Origin of the sequence: Azospirillum sp. A23, assembly GCF_042938965.1 — a bacterium.
GTDB classification, from domain to species: domain Bacteria; phylum Pseudomonadota; class Alphaproteobacteria; order Azospirillales; family Azospirillaceae; genus Azospirillum; species Azospirillum melinis.
This window is the reverse complement of record NZ_CP170667.1, coordinates 956421-971416: the sequence shown is the minus strand read 5'-3', so window position 1 is coordinate 971416 and position 14996 is coordinate 956421. Positions and strand designations below refer to the sequence as shown.

Here is a 14996-nt window from a genome sequence, read left to right as displayed (position 1 = left end):
AAATCGGCGGCCCCTCGTGCTACATCCTCGCGCGCTATGCTGCACATCAATGACCTGACCTTCCGCTTCGGCGGCCGAGTGTTGTTCGACCATGCGACGGCGGTGGTGCCCAAGGGGCATCGCGTGGCGCTGGTCGGACGCAACGGCACCGGGAAATCGACCCTGCTGAAGCTGATCTCGGGCCAGCTGCAAACGGATGCCGGCGCCATCACCCTGCCGGCCGGCATGCGGATGGGCATGGTGGCGCAGGAGGCCCCCAGCGGCCCGACCACGCTGATCGACGCCGTGCTGGCCGCCGACACCGAACGCACCGCCCTGCTGGCGGAAGCCGAGACGGTGACCGACCCGATGCGCATCGGCGAGGTCCACGCAAGGCTCGCCGACATCGAGGCGCATTCCGCCCCGTCGCGCGCGGCGCAGGTGCTGTCCGGCCTGGGCTTCGACGCCGAAGCGCAGCAACGGCCCTGCTCCGACTTCTCCGGCGGCTGGCGGATGCGCGTGGCGCTGGCCGGCGTGCTGTTCTCCCGCCCCGACCTGCTGCTGCTGGACGAGCCGACCAACCACCTCGACCTCGAAGCCACCATCTGGCTCGAGGGCTATCTGAAGAACTACCCGCACACCATCCTGCTGGTCAGCCACGACCGCGAGCTGCTGAACGCGGTGCCGACCACGACGATCCACATCGACCAGGGCAAGCTCGTCACCTACAGCGGCAATTACGACCAGTTTCTGGCGCAGCGCCGCGCCAACCAGGAACGGCTGGCCTCGATGGCGGCCAAGCAGGACGCGCGGCGCAAGCACATGATGGCCTATGTCGACCGCTTCCGCTTCAAGGCCAGCAAGGCCCGTCAGGCGCAGAGCCGCCTGAAGCTGCTGGAGAAGATGGAGTCGATCACGCTGATGGAGGACGATCCCGAGGTCGTCTTCAACTTCCCCGCCCCGGACGAGCTGGCGCCGCCGCTGATCGCGCTGGAAGGGGTCAGCATCGGCTATGGCGACAAGGTGATCCTGCGGCGGGTCAACCTGCGCATCGACATGGAGGACCGCATCGGCCTCCTGGGCGCCAACGGCAACGGCAAGTCGACGCTGGTCAAGCTGCTGGCCAACCGGCTGCAACCGATGGCCGGCGAGATGCGGCGCCCGTCCAAGCTGCGCATCGGCTATTTCGCCCAGCATCAGGCCGAGGAGCTGGACCTGTCGCTGACGCCGATCCAGCAGACCCAGCGCATCATGCCGCTGGCGCTGGAGGAGAAGGTGCGCGCCCATCTCGGCCGCTTCGGCTTCCCGCAGGTGAAGGCGGAGACCAAGATCTCCAGCCTGTCCGGCGGCGAGAAGGCGCGGCTTCTGCTGGCGCTGATGAGTCGGGAAGTCCCGCACATCCTGATGCTGGACGAACCGACCAACCATCTGGACATCGACAGCCGCGAAGCCCTGATCGAGGCGATCAACGATTTCCCCGGCGCCGTCATCGTCATCAGCCACGATCCCCATCTGATCGAGATGACGGTGGACCGGCTGCTGCTGGTCGCCGACGGCACGGTGCAGGCCTATGATGGCGATCTGGACGACTACCGCCGCTATCTGCTCGACCGCGCCAAGGCGGAACGGGCAGTGGCGAAGGGTGGAGCCGAACGCGACGCCGGCCCCAACAAGAAGGACCAGCGCCGCGCCGCCGCCGAGGCGCGTACCGCGCTTGCCCCGCTGAAGCGCAAGGCCACCGACGCCGAGGCGTTGGTGACCAAGCTGAGCGAGGAGAAACGCAAGATCGAGGCGAAGATGTCCGACCCCGCGCTCTACACCGGCCCGTCCGACAAGCTGACCAAGCTGCAGATCGAACTGGGCACGGTGGAGAAGAAGCTGGCGACCGCCGAGGAGACCTGGCTGGAGGCGCTCGAACTCTACGAGAGCGCCGCGGCGGAGGCCGGCGTTTGAACGCCCGCAGGCACATCGACGGCTCCGGCGCCCACGGTCAGGCAGAGATGGGCCCAGCGGAGATGGATCGGGCGAAAATGGAGCATGACGGCACCATCGCCCTGCCCGCCGCCTGCGATGCGGTGGAGGAGGAGCGGACCTCCGACGTGCTGGCCCGCTTCCGCGCCAACCTGCCGAAGGGGCGGGTCACGCTGGGCGACCTGATCCAGGCGCTAGGTGACCGCTCGCTCGGCACCATCCTGCTGGCACTGGCGCTGCCGACCATCGCCCCGGTGCCGCTCGGTGTGTCCTGCCTGTTCGACCTGCCCATCGTGCTCTACACCGCGCAGATGGCCTTCGGCCGGCGCGGGGCCGGGCTGCCGGACTGGCTGCTGCGCCGCTCCATCGGCACCCGCCTGGCGGCGCGGACGCTCGACGCCGCCATGCCGCGGCTGGTGTGGATCGAGCGGATGCTGAAGCCGCGGCTGCACCGCCTCGCCCGCATCGACGAGGAGCGCTGGTTCGGGCTGCTGCTGTTCATCCTGACGCTGACCTGCATCGTGCCGCTGCCGCTGACCGGCTGGCTGCCGGGATTCGCGCTGGTGCTGATCTCGCTGGGATTGATCGAGCGCGACGGCGGCGCCATCGGCATCGGGCTGGGGCTGACCGCAGCGGCGCTGGTGTTTTTGACGCTGGTGGCGAGCAGCCTGTCATACGCAGGTCACCAACTTCTGGCAGCAACTCTGCATTAGGACGGCTGCATCGGAACCATGGGTGCAGGTCGTCCCGATCCAGGGAGGCCCACATGACCGAAACGGCATCCGCGACGCTTTCCGAATCCTGGCTGTTCTTCCGCCGCTGGCTGGCCGATCCCTGGGCGATGGGGTCGGTCGCCCCCTCCTCCCAGGCGCTGCGCCGGCGGATCACCCGAGAGATCCGGCGGGAGCCGGACGAGGCGGTGGTGGAGTTCGGCGGCGGCACCGGCCCGATCACCTCGGCGATGCTGGAGGCCGGGATTCCGGCCGACCGGCTCTACAGCTTCGAGATCGACCCCGACCTCGCCCGCCATCTGCGCGCCCGCTGCCCGGCCGTCACCGTCATCGCCGACGACTGCCGCAAGGCGCCGGAACTGCTGGGCGAGGCACTGTGCGGCAAGGTCGGCACCGTGGTGATCGGCATCCCGATGATCACCTTCCCGCTGGAGTTCCAGCGCGAGGTGCTGGACACCACCTTCCGTATCCTGCGGCCGGGCGGGCGCTTTCTGCTCTACAGCTTCATGCCGCATTCGCCGCTGAACCGCGAGGCGCTGGGGCTGACCGGAAAGCGGCTGAGCTTCACCCTGCAAAATCTGCCGCCGGCGTCGGTATGGGGATACCGCCGCACCGCGGAGTGATACGGTCCTCCGTCCGGAACCCATAACCAGCGAGAGCCTCCATGAAGTTCGGCTATACGATCCTCTATGTTCCCGACGTCGCGGCGTCGCTGGCCTTCTTCGAGAAGGCGTTCGGGCTGAGCCGGCGCTTCCTCGCTGAAACGGGCGACTATGGCGAGTTGGACACCGGCTCCACCACCCTGTCCTTCGCCAGCCAGGAGCTGGCGCTGTCGCACCACCCCGCCGGCTATGTCTTCGCCAGCGCCAGCGAGAAGCCGCTGGGCGTCGAAATCGCGCTGGTCACCGGCGACGTGGAGGCGGCGCACGCCACGGCGCTGGCCGCCGGCGCCAGCGAACTGGCGCCGCCGAAAGCCATGCCGTGGGGGCAGACCGTGTCCTTCATCCGCTGCCCCGACGGCACGCTGGTGGAGCTGTGCACGCCGGTCGGCGGCTGACGGCAGCGGGGCCGGCGCGGTTGCCCTGCCCCGACCGCCGCGCTTATCGTCCGCCCACCCGTCCACCATCGTGAGCCTGCCGGCAATGTCCTTCATCCTGTCGAAGCTGCTGTGGGGCGTCTTTGCGCCCGGCAATGCCCTGGTGCTGGCGGTGGCGCTGGGTGCACTGCTGCTGCGGACGCGGCGCTGGCAGCGCGCCGGACGGCGGCTGGTCACGCTGGCGGCGGTGCTGCTTCTGCTGGTGATGTACACGGGTCTCGGTGCGCTGGTCGCCCTGCCGCTGGAGAACCGCTTCCCGCGATTGGTGCCCGAGGGGCGGATCGACGGCATCATCATGCTGGGCGGCGCCCTCAACCCGCCGATCACCGCCGACCGCGGCGATCCGTCGCTGAACGACGCAGCGGAGCGGATCCTGGGCTTCGCCGACCTCGTCCGCCGCCATCCGGAGGCCAAGGCCGTCTTCACCGGCGGATCGGGCCGGCTGCTGGCGCCGGACCTGAAGGAGGACGTGACCGCCCGCGCCGCCCTGCTCCAGGCCGGCATCCCCGCCGACCGTGTGCTCTATGAGGCTGAGTCCCGCAACACCTGGGAGAATGCGGTCTTCAGCAAGGAGATGGTCAAGCCGGCACCGGGGGAACGCTGGGTCCTGGTCACTTCGGCCATGCACATGCCGCGGTCGGTCGGCATCTTCCGCACCGTCGGGTGGGAGGTGACCCCCTATCCCGTCGACTACCGCACCAAGCATGACGCTACGCCCTGGCTGCGCTTCGAGTTCGGGCAGAATCTGGTGATCCTGGACGACGCGGTGCGCGAGTGGATCGGGCTGACCGCCTATTGGCTGATGGGGCGCACCGACAGCCTGTTCCCCGGCCCCTGACGGCCCTGCCCCCCTGCGGGCTGTGTCATCGTACCGCCGCCGCGTTCGAGCCATTGGCGCGGCGGTGCCACTCCGCTAGAGTGCCGCCGCCCTGGCGGTCGGGCCGGGTCGAGGAAAGAAGGAAATTGGCGGATGCGTCGCTGGCGCGGGGTGAGCAGGGTCGTCGTGCTGGTCGGCGTGGCAGCGCTCGCCGCCTGCGCGCAGAAACCCGCCGGCACCGGCCCGGGCCTTCCCACCAGTGGCGTCTACAAGGTGGGAAAGCCCTATCAGATCAACGGCGTCTGGTATTATCCCAAGGAAGATTTCAGCTACGACGAGACCGGCATCGCCTCATGGTACGGCCCCGGCTTCCATGAGAAAAACACCGCCAACGGCGAGATCTACGACCAGAACGAGCTGACCGCCGCGCACAAGACGCTGCCGATGCCGAGCCTGGTGCGCGTCACCAACCTCGACAACGGCCGGTCCATCGTCGTGCGGGTCAACGACCGCGGCCCCTACGCCAACGGCCGCATCATCGACATGTCGCGGCGCGGTGCCCAGCTGCTGGGCTTCGACGGTCCCGGCACCGCCAAGGTGCGCGTACAGATCCTGGCGGAGGAAAGCCGCGCCATCGCCGCCGCCGCGCGCCAGGGTACGCCCGCCCCGCTGCTGGCCGAGGTCGACGGCCCGCCGCCGAAGGCAGCCCCGCGCGGCCGGATCGAGGTGAGCGGCCCATCCGGACCGGCGACGACGCTTGCAGCCTCCCTGTCTCCCTCCGCCGGCACTCCCCGTGCGCCGGTGGTCGGCGCCCCGGTCCCACCGCCGGCCACTGTCGCCGGCAGCATGGCGGAGGGCCGCTTCGTGCCGGCCCCGGTGGTGGCGCAGCTACCGGTGAGGGCGCATGAGGCGATCTATGTGCAGGTCGGCGCCTTCGGCAGCGAGGAGAATGTGGCGAAGGCCCGCGCCCGCCTGTCGTCCATCGGCCAACGCGCCAGCGTCAGCCAGACACGGACCGCCGGCCTGACCCTGCACCGCGTCCGCGTCGGACCGCTGGACAGCGTCGACAGGGCGGATACCCTGTTGACCCAGATCATCCAGGCCGGCCTTACGGAGGCCAAAATCGTGGTGGATTGATCCGGCCACCCGACACCACCCCCGGCCGCTCCTTATGAGCGCCAGCGACCCTATGCCTGTACCGAGTGCCCTTGGAGGATTGTTGCCATGAACGCTGATGTCGTCCGCCTGTGTGCCGTTTTCGGCCGTTCCGTTGCTGTCGCGGCCGGAATAGCGATGGCCGGGGCCACGATTGGCGCCAGCTTCACCGCGGTCTCGGTCCAGGCCGCGACCCTCGACACCATCGCCAAGCAGGCGATCCTTGTCGATCTGACCTCTGACACCGTGCTGTTCGAGAAGAACGCCGACGAGCGCATGGCGCCCTCGTCGATGAGCAAGATCATGACCGCCTACATGGTGTTCGAGGCGATCAAGGGCGGTCGCCTGACGCTGGAGAGCACCCTGCCGGTTAGCGAGCGGGCTTGGCGGATGCAGGGCTCGAAGATGTTCGTCGAGCTTCACAACAACATCAAGGTCGACGACCTGCTGAAGGGCATGATCGTCCAGTCCGGCAACGATGCCTGCATCGTGCTGGCCGAGGGGCTGGCCGGGTCGGAGCAGGCCTTCGCCGAACAGGCGACCAAGCGCGCGCGGGAACTGGGGCTGAAGAGCAGCAATTTCGTCAACTCCACCGGCTGGCCCGACCCCAACCACTACATGACCGCCCGCGATCTGGCGCTTCTGGCCGAACGCCTGATCAAGGATTTCCCTGAATTCTACCGCTACGATTCGATCCGTGAGTTCAAGTATCACGGCATCACCCAGGGCAACCGCAACCCGTTGCTCTACCGCAACATGAACGTCGACGGCCTGAAGACCGGCCACACCGACGCCGGCGGATACGGCCTGACCGCATCGGGCGAGCGCGACGGGCGCCGGCTGTTGCTGGTGGTCAACGGCCTGCCCAACATGCAGGCGCGCGCCGACGAATCGGCCCGTCTGATCGAATGGGGCTTCCGCGAATTCGCCTCCTACACCCTCTATAAGGGCGGCGAGACCATCGAGCAGGTTCCGGTCTGGCTGGGCGAGCAGGACATGGTCCCGGTCACCGTGCCGCAGAACCTGAGCGTCACCATGGCCCGCGCCGACCGACCCGGCATGAAGGTGTCGCTGGTCAGCAATGCCCCGGTCGCCGCCCCGATCAAGAAGGGCGACACGGTCGGCAAGCTGGTGATCTCCGCCCCCGGCTTCCCGGGCAAGGAGGTGCCGGTGGTGGCCGCCCAGGACGTGCCGAAAGCCGGCATGTTCGGCCGCGCCTTCGCCGCCGCCAAGTATCTCGTCTTCGGCAACAGCCTGTGACCGTGACGACGATGCCGACCTCTCCCGCACGCGGCCGCTTCATCACGCTGGAAGGCGGCGAAGGGGCCGGCAAGTCGACCCAGCTGCGCCGTCTGGCCGACAGCTTGCGCGTCTCCCTGCGCGCCCGCGGCGTCGAGCTTGTGACGACGCGGGAGCCGGGCGGATCGCCCGGCGCGGAGGAGATCCGCGGCCTGCTGGTGACCGGCGAGACCGGCCGCTGGAGCGCGACCACCGAGGCCCTGCTGCACACCGCCGCCCGCCGCGACCATCTGGAGCGCACGGTTTGGCCGGCGCTGGAGACCGGAACCTGGGTGCTGTGCGACCGCTTCTTCGACAGCACCATGGCCTATCAGGGCTATGGGCTGGGGCTGGGGCGCGATCTGATCGAGACCTTGCAGACGGCGGCGCTCGGCGGCTTCCGTCCCGACCTGACGCTGATCCTCGACATCGATGTGGAGACCGGCCTGCGCCGCGCCGTGGCGCGCCATGGCGGCGAGGACCGCTATGAGCGGATGGACATCGGTTTCCATCAGCGGCTGCGCGACGGCTTCCTCGACATCGCCCGGCGGGAGCCGGAGCGCTGCGCCGTGGTCGATGCCGACGCCGACCTCGATACCGTGCAGGCGCGCATCCGGGACGCGGTGTCGGGCCGGTTGGGATTGACCCTGGGGCTGGCGTCGTGAGCAAGGCGCGCACATCGGCCACCGCCGTCCCGGCCGCGGAGGAGGCGCTCGCCCCGCGGCGCAACCCGGACCTCGTCGGGCATGACGAGGCGGAACGGCTGCTGCTGGAGGCCTGGAACTCCGGCCGGCTGCCACATGCGTGGCTGATCGGCGGCACGCCGGGCATCGGCAAGGCGACGCTGGCCTTCCGCTTCGCCCGGTTCGTCCTGGCCCAGGAGCCGCCCAGCGACAGCCTGTTCGGCAGCGCAGCGCCGGTCACCTCGCTGCACATCGGCCCCGACCATCCGGTGTTCCGCCGGGTGGCGTCGGGCGGCCATGCCGACATGCTGACCATCGAACGCCAGCGCGACGAAAAGAAGGGCCGGCTGAAGCGCGACATCGCCGTCGACGACGTGCGCAAGATCGGCCCCTTCCTGCGCCGCACCTCGGCGGAAGGCGGCTGGCGCGTCGCGGTGATCGACGGCGCCGACCGCATGAATCTCAGTGGTCTGAACGCCATCCTGAAGATCCTGGAGGAGCCGCCGCCCGGCGCCCTGCTGCTGCTGGTCAGCGACAATCCCGGCGGCATGCTGCCGACCATCCGCTCGCGCTGCCGCAAGCTGACGCTGAAGCCGCTGGACGAAGACACGGTGATCGACCTGCTGGGCCAGCACCGGCCCGACATCGCCGCCGACGACCGCCCGGCGCTGGCCCGCCTGTCGGAGGGCAGCGTCGGCCGCGCCATCGATCTTGCCGACGCGGGTGGGCTGGCGCTCTACCGCGAGATGATCGGGCTGCTGTCCGACCTGCCGCGTATCGACATCGTCGCGGCGCACGCCTTCGGCGACAAGCTGACCCGCCGCCAAGATGACGGGATGTTCGAGACGGCGACCGAGCTGCTGGTCTGGTGGCTCGCCCGCTTCGCCCGCTCGCTCGCCCGTGGCTCCTGGCCGGCGGAGGTGGTGCCGGGCGAGGCCGCCCTGATGACCCGATTGGCGAACGCCCACGGTCTTGAACGTTGGGTGGAGGTGTGGGAAAAGGTTCAGCGTCTTTTCGCGCGCGCGGAATCCGCAAACCTGGACCGCAAGCAGGTGGTCCTGAACGCCCTGTCGGCGCTGGAAACGGCAGCCGCCTAGGGTTATTTCAGAACCTGCCGGTTGAACCTGACTTGAAAGAAAGTGCCGCAAATGGCCGGGCCGAAGACCTTTTACCTGACGACGCCGATCTATTACGTGAACGACGTGCCGCACATCGGCCACGCCTACACGACGCTTGCCTGCGACGTCCTCGCCCGGTTCATGCGCCTCGACGGCTATGACGTGAAGTTCCTGACCGGCACCGACGAGCACGGCCAGAAGGTGGAGAAGTCGGCGGAGAAGGCCGGCATCGCGCCGCAGGAATTCACCGACCGGGTGTCGCAGAACTTCCGCGATCTCGTGTCGCTGATGAATTATTCCAACGACGACTTCATCCGCACGACCGAGCCGCGGCACGTCAAGTCGGTGCAGGCGCTGTGGACGGTTCTGAAGGATCGCGGCGAGATCTATCTCGGCTCCTACGCCGGCTGGTATTCGGTCCGCGACGAGGCCTTCTATGGCGAAGACGAGCTGACCACCAATGCCGAGGGCAAGAAGATCGCCCCCACCGGCGCCGAGTGCGAATGGGTCGAGGAGCCGTCCTATTTCTTCAAGCTCTCGGCCTGGCAGGACCGGCTGATCGAGTTCTACGAGCAGAACCCCGATTTCATCGCGCCGGCCGGCAAGCGCAACGAGGTGATGTCCTTCGTCAAGTCGGGCCTGAAGGATTTGTCGGTCAGCCGCACCACCTTCAAGTGGGGCATCCCGGTGCCGGGCGACGACGCCCACATCATGTATGTCTGGCTTGACGCGCTGGCGAACTACATCACCGCCGTCGGCTATCCCGACACCACCGGCGACTATGGCAAATACTGGCCGGCCGACCTGCACATGGTCGGCAAGGACATCCTGCGCTTCCACGCCGTCTACTGGCCGGCCTTCCTGATGGCCGCCGGCCTGCAGCCGCCCCGCCGCGTGTTCGCCCATGGCTGGTGGACCATCGAAGGCCAGAAGATGTCGAAGTCGCTGGGCAATGTCATTGCCCCGGACTCGCTGGTCAACACCTACGGCCTCGACCAGACCCGCTATTTCCTGCTGCGCGAAGTGCCGTTCGGCAATGACGGCGACTTCTCGCACAAGCAGATGGTCAACCGGATCAATGGCAACCTCGCCAACGATTACGGCAACCTCGTGCAGCGCGTGCTGTCGATGATCGGCAAGAACTGCGGTGCCGCCGTGCCGACGCCGGGTGCGTTCACCGAGGCGGACAACGCCCTGCTCGGCTCGGCCTACGGCATGCTGGACATCGTGCGCGCGGAGATCAGGGCGCAGGCCTTCCACAAGGCGCTCGACGCCATCTGGGCCGTGGTCGGCGACGCGAACCGCTATGTCGACGAACAGGCGCCGTGGGCGCTGAAGAAGACCGACCCGGCGCGCATGGCGACCGTGCTCTATGTGCTGGCCGAGACGATCCGCCATCTGGCGATCCTGACCCAGCCGGTGATGCCCGACGCCTCCGCCAAGATCCTCGACCTGCTGGCACTGGGTCCGGACGCGCGCGGCTTCGGCACGCTGGGTCCGTCGGGGGCGCTGGCCGCCGGCACGCCGCTGCCGACGCCGCAGGGCGTCTTCCCGCGTTACGTCGAAGAACCGAAGGCCTGAGTTCCGCTGATGCTCGTCGACAGCCATTGCCACCTCGACTTTCCCGATTTCGCCGAAGAACTGGACGCGGTCGTCGACCGCGCCCGGCAGGCCGGCATCGGGCGGATGGTCACCATCTGCACCTACATCAGCCGCTTCGACCGCATCCTGGCGGTGGCGGAACGCTACGACGACATCCTCTGCACGGTGGGGGTCCATCCCCATCAGGCGGCAGAGGAGTTCGCTATCACCACCGTCGACACGCTGGTTGAGCTGTCGCGCCATCCCAAGGTGATCGGGCTGGGCGAAACCGGGCTCGACTATTTCTACGACAAGAGCCCGCGCGACCAGCAGCAGGAGTGTTTCCGCCGGCACATCCGCGCCAGCCTGGAAACCGGCCTGCCGCTGATCATCCACACCCGCGATGCCGACGACGACACCATGCGCATCGTCAAGGAGGAAGCGGCCGGCCAGCCGGTGAAAGGGCTGCTGCACTGCTTCAGCTCCGGCCGGGCGCTGGCGGAGGAGGCGGTGGAGTACGGATTCACCCTGTCGCTGTCGGGGATCGTCACCTTCAAGAAGTCGGAGGAGTTGCGTGCCATCGTGAAGGACGTGCCGCTCGACCGCATCCTGGTGGAGACGGACGCGCCCTATCTGGCGCCGATCCCCTTCCGCGGCAAGCGCAACGAGCCGGCCTATGTCGCCCACACAGCGGCCTGCGTGGCAGAGGTGAAGGGCGTGTCGGCGGAGGAACTGGCCCGCGTCACCACCGACAACTTCTTCCGCCTGTTCGACAAGGCCGCCCAGCACAAGGCCGCTGCATGAGTGAAGCCGGCGCATCACCCGGTGCTGCGCGCGTAACCGTCCTTGGCTGCGGCGGATCGCGCGGCGTGCCGGTGATCGCCGGTGTGCCCGGTGGCCAATGGGGCCGCTGCGATCCTACCAATCCGAAGAACCGGCGCATGCGCCCGTCGGTTCTGGTCGAGCGGGACGGCGTTTCGGTGCTGGTCGATACCTCCCCCGACCTGCGGCAACAGCTGCTCGACAGCGGCTGCGCGCGGCTGGACGCGGTGTTGTGGACGCATCAGCATGCCGACCATTGCCACGGCATCGACGAACTGCGCGAGATCTGCCGCCACATGCATGCGCCGATCGACGCCTATGGCTGGGACGAGCATCTGCGCGACATCGAGCTGCGCTTCCCCTACTGCTTCGATCCGCTGCCGGAGGGCTATCCCTTCTACCGGCCAGTGCTGAACACCCACCGCATCGACGGACCGTTCAGCGTGAAGGGGATGGAGATCGCGCCGTTCGAGCAGGACCACGGCTATATGCGGACGGTCGGCTACCGGTTCGGCAGCTTCGCCTATTCGACCGACGTGGTGCGGTTGGACGACCGGGCATTCGAAGCGCTGGCCGGCGTGGACACCTGGGTGGTCGATTGCGGCCGGCTGGAGCCGCCGCATCCCGTGCATGCGCATCTGGCGTTAACGCTGGAATGGATCGAGCGGGTGCAGCCGCGGCGGGCCTATCTGACCCACATGGACAACAGCATGGACTACGACAGCCTGCGGCGGATTCTGCCGGAGGGGGTCGAGCCGGCATACGATGGACTGGTGATCGAGGTCTAGGTCTCGCACGGGAGGAGGTGGAAATCCACCTCCTCCCAGCAGTTGCTTACTTCTTCTTCTCAAGCGGCGGTGCCGCATAGACGAAGCGGTCGAAGCTGTATTCGGCGACGCGGAACCACAGATACTCTTCCTCGCGGAACTTCTTCCACGCGTCGTAGATCTTGCGGAACTTCTCGTTCTTCGCCGCTTCGTCCTCGTAGACCTCGATGGCAGCCTGATAGCAGGCCTGCATCACCTCGTTCGGGAAGGGACGCAGCTGGGTGCCGCTGGCGACGAGGCGCTTCAGCGCGGTCATGTTCTGGACATCGTACTTGCCCAGCATGTCCAGCGTCGCGTCGGCGCAGGCCGCTTGCAGTGCCGCCTTGTAGGTGGGCGGCAGCGATTCGAACTTCTCCTTGCCGAACAGCATGGAGACCTGCGGGCCGCCTTCCCACCAGCCGGGATAGTAGTAGTATTTGGCGACCTTCTGGAAGCCGAGCTTCTCGTCGTCATAGGGGCCGACGAACTCGGCGCCGTCGATGGTGCCCTTTTCCAGCGCCGGATAGATGTCGCCGCCGCCGATCTGCTGCGGCACGACGCCGAGCTTGGCCATGATGGTGCCGGCGTAGCCGCCGATGCGGAACTTCAGGCCCTTCAGGTCCTCGACGGTCTTGATTTCCTTGCGGAACCAGCCGCCCATCTGGGTGCCGGTGTTGCCGGCGCCGATGGAGACGAGGTTATGGCCGGCGAAGAACTCCGCCATCAGCTCCTTGCCGCCGCCATGGGTCATCCAGGCGTTCTGCTGTCGGGCGTTCAGGCCGAAGGGCATCGCCGCATCGAAGGCGAAGGTCGGATCCTTGCCGACGTAATAGTAGGAGACGGTGTGGCCGCACTCGATGGTGTTGTCCTTCACCGCATCCAGCACTTGGAGCGCCGGCACGATCTCGCCAGCCGCGAAGACGCGGATCTGGAACTTGCCGTCCGTCAGCTCGGCCACGCGCTTCGCCACGAACTCCGCACCACCATAGATGGTGTCGAGGCTCTTGGGGAAGCTGGAGGCGCAGCGCCACTTGATCTCGGGCGCGGACTGGGCGATGGCAGGGGCGGCAAGCGTGCTGGCGGCGACGCCCACACCGGCGGAGGTCAGAAATGCACGACGTTTCATCCAGAAGCTCCCTTGTCCATTCTCGTTATGAGTTATGAGTTCTTGTCGCCGGACCGGCGGAGACCCCGCGTTGGGGGCGGCCGGGCCGCACCCGTCAAGGCCCGGTCCTTCACAGGACAGGACGAAACCGGGTGAGCGGGGAAAGCGGGAATGAGTGGGATGCACGCTCGACCAGCCCGGACGTCGCACCGCGGGGAACCGCGGGACCGGTGGGCGCCGGCGCAAGGCGCCCCCGTCCTGTCCCGCGGTTCTCCGTCGTTGGTGTGCGTTTCCTCCCGTCCATCCGGGATTGCCGCCGGCCTTCCGGCCGATCCGCCCCAGCTTTCTTTTGCTGGCCGGATTATGCAGGAAGCAAACGGTCCGGATCAAGTGCGAACGGGAATTGAGGACTGTATTTCAGAGGTTTAAGGCTGCGGCGCGAAGCCGCGGGTTCCATTCAACCATTGGCCCCGACAACGGCCCAACCCCATTCCCGGCCCATTCGGCGCTTAATGTCTCGACTCCGGCGGCCGCACCCCCATCTTTTGCAAGGCGTACCCCGGGAACCGGGCCCGGCTGAATTGTTGATGAGGGCGGAGCAGACACTTGCAGGTGGAACGGCCATGAAAGGCGCGGCCATGAGGGAAGGAACTGCGGCGGAGAGCGGGAACGAGACGGCGGCACGCGACCTGCGGCTGGACTTCTTCCGCGGTCTGGCCCTGTGGTTCATCTTCGTGAACCACATTCCGGCCAACCAGATCTCGTGGGCCACGCCGCGGAATTTCGGGCTGAGCGACGCCACCGAGATCTTCGTCTTCATCTCCGGCTACACCGCAGCCCTGGTCTATGGCCGGACGCTGGACCGGCAGGGAATGCCGATGGCGGCAGCCCAGGTGCTGCACCGCTGCTGGACGCTGTACGCCACCTACATCATCCTGTTCTTCGCCTACACAGCACAGATCGCCTACACCGCCCGCGCCTTCGACAGTCCGCTGTTCGCGGAGGAGATGGGCATCGCCGGCTATTTCCAGGATCCGGTCACCGCCCTGACCCAGGCCATCCTGCTGAAATTCCGGCCGGCCAACCTGGATGTCCTGCCGCTCTACATCTTGCTTCTGCTGGCGATGGCGCTTCTCCTGCCGGCCCTGCGCCGCCGGCCACTGGGGGCGCTGGCAGGATCGGCGGCGCTCTATCTGGCGGCGCGGCAGTGGGGATGGAACCTGCCGACCTATCCGGACGGCGGCGTCTGGTACTTCAACCCCTTCACCTGGCAGTTCCTGTTCGTGCTGGGCGCGTCGCTGCAATTCCAGCCGGATCTTCGGACGGCACTGACCCGCTTCCGCCGGCCGGTGGCTGTCGCCGCCGGGGCGGTCCTGCTGGCCAGCCTGTTCCTGACGCTGTCCTGGAAATTCGCCCCGCTGCATGCGCTGATCCCGGTGTGGCTGACCGAGATCCTATATCCCATCAGCAAGACCGACCTCGACCCGCTGCGCCTGCTGCATTTCTTCGCGCTGGCCTATCTGGTGCTGTGGCTGGTGCCGGCGGGGGCGTCCTGGCTGCGCGGACCGCTGGCCGCCCCAGTGCTCGCCTGCGGGAAGCAGTCGCTGCACGTGTTCTGCCTGGGCGTGCTGCTGTCCTTCGCGGGGCAAACGGTGCTGGTCCATGTCAGCGGCTCGCTTTCCGCACAGTTCCTTGTTACGGTGCTGGGCATCGCCGCGATGGTGCTGATGGCGCGCTTCCTGAACTGGTACCAGTCGGCGGAGCGGGCGCGGCGCCACCGGGTTGCGGCCACTACGAAGATGGGCACATGAGGGGTGCATGGCGCGAAGGCAGGGTCAAGGGCGGGGACGGCGA

14 protein-coding genes are annotated in these 14996 nt (G+C 67.7%); 13 read left to right on the top strand and 1 reads right to left on the bottom strand.

What is annotated here, in order from left to right; all coding sequences use genetic code 11:
* The first annotated feature begins 36 nt into the window (after positions 1–36).
* The 12 genes from ABNQ40_RS21995 (at position 37) to ABNQ40_RS21940 (ending at position 12019) form a co-directional block, all read left to right on the top strand.
* Complete coding sequence (locus tag ABNQ40_RS21995) at positions 37–1932, top strand: ABC-F family ATP-binding cassette domain-containing protein (protein WP_109047820.1); 1896 nt, start codon at positions 37–39, stop codon at positions 1930–1932.
* Positions 1929–2663 carry an exopolysaccharide biosynthesis protein gene (locus ABNQ40_RS21990; protein ID WP_247879545.1) on the top strand — a complete coding sequence of 245 codons (735 nt, stop codon included), beginning with the start codon at positions 1929–1931 and terminating at the stop codon, positions 2661–2663. The genes ABNQ40_RS21995 and ABNQ40_RS21990 overlap by 4 nt, the downstream gene beginning before the upstream one ends.
* 53 nt (positions 2664–2716) lie before the next feature.
* Entirely contained in the window at positions 2717–3304 is a 588-nt protein-coding gene (locus ABNQ40_RS21985) for a class I SAM-dependent methyltransferase (protein WP_109047819.1), read from the top strand.
* A 41-nt stretch (positions 3305–3345) separates the two neighbouring features.
* Positions 3346–3738 carry a VOC family protein gene (locus tag ABNQ40_RS21980; RefSeq protein ID WP_109047818.1) on the top strand — a complete coding sequence of 131 codons (393 nt, stop codon included), beginning with the start codon at positions 3346–3348 and terminating at the stop codon, positions 3736–3738.
* A gap of 70 nt (positions 3739–3808) precedes the next feature.
* Positions 3809–4615: a YdcF family protein gene (locus ABNQ40_RS21975; RefSeq protein ID WP_247879544.1), complete on the top strand. Its 807-nt coding sequence runs from the start codon at positions 3809–3811 to the stop codon at positions 4613–4615.
* A 132-nt stretch (positions 4616–4747) separates the two neighbouring features.
* The gene (locus ABNQ40_RS21970) at positions 4748–5731 is read left to right on the top strand and encodes a septal ring lytic transglycosylase RlpA family protein (protein ID WP_109047816.1); all 984 of its coding nucleotides are present in this window, start codon (positions 4748–4750) and stop codon (positions 5729–5731) included.
* An 87-nt stretch (positions 5732–5818) separates the two neighbouring features.
* Positions 5819–7009 (top strand): D-alanyl-D-alanine carboxypeptidase family protein, encoded by a 1191-nt coding sequence (locus ABNQ40_RS21965; RefSeq protein ID WP_109047815.1) that lies wholly within the window; start codon positions 5819–5821, stop codon positions 7007–7009.
* A gap of 11 nt (positions 7010–7020) precedes the next feature.
* A complete protein-coding gene (gene tmk, locus ABNQ40_RS21960; protein WP_109490698.1) occupies positions 7021–7692 on the top strand; it encodes a dTMP kinase in 672 nt (223 codons plus the stop codon).
* Positions 7689–8807: a DNA polymerase III subunit delta' gene (locus ABNQ40_RS21955; RefSeq protein ID WP_109047814.1), complete on the top strand. Its 1119-nt coding sequence runs from the start codon at positions 7689–7691 to the stop codon at positions 8805–8807. Before tmk ends, ABNQ40_RS21955 begins: the two co-directional genes overlap by 4 nt.
* A 51-nt stretch (positions 8808–8858) precedes the next feature.
* Positions 8859–10409: a methionine--tRNA ligase gene (gene metG, locus ABNQ40_RS21950; protein ID WP_109047813.1), complete on the top strand. Its 1551-nt coding sequence runs from the start codon at positions 8859–8861 to the stop codon at positions 10407–10409.
* A gap of 9 nt (positions 10410–10418) precedes the next feature.
* A complete protein-coding gene (locus tag ABNQ40_RS21945; protein WP_109047812.1) occupies positions 10419–11213 on the top strand; it encodes a TatD family hydrolase in 795 nt (264 codons plus the stop codon).
* Positions 11210–12019, top strand: coding sequence for an MBL fold metallo-hydrolase (locus ABNQ40_RS21940; protein WP_109047811.1), 810 nt, complete (start codon positions 11210–11212; stop codon positions 12017–12019). The genes ABNQ40_RS21945 and ABNQ40_RS21940 overlap by 4 nt, the downstream gene beginning before the upstream one ends.
* Before the next feature lie 46 nt (positions 12020–12065).
* Here ABNQ40_RS21940 and ABNQ40_RS21935 read toward each other — a convergent pair whose 3' ends face one another.
* Entirely contained in the window at positions 12066–13163 is a 1098-nt protein-coding gene (locus tag ABNQ40_RS21935; RefSeq protein WP_109047810.1) for a TRAP transporter substrate-binding protein, read from the bottom strand.
* A 617-nt stretch (positions 13164–13780) separates the two neighbouring features.
* Between ABNQ40_RS21935 and ABNQ40_RS21930 the strand changes: the two genes are divergently transcribed.
* Positions 13781–14953 carry an OpgC family protein gene (locus tag ABNQ40_RS21930; RefSeq protein ID WP_109490697.1) on the top strand — a complete coding sequence of 391 codons (1173 nt, stop codon included), beginning with the start codon at positions 13781–13783 and terminating at the stop codon, positions 14951–14953.
* Positions 14954–14996 lie beyond the last annotated feature (43 nt).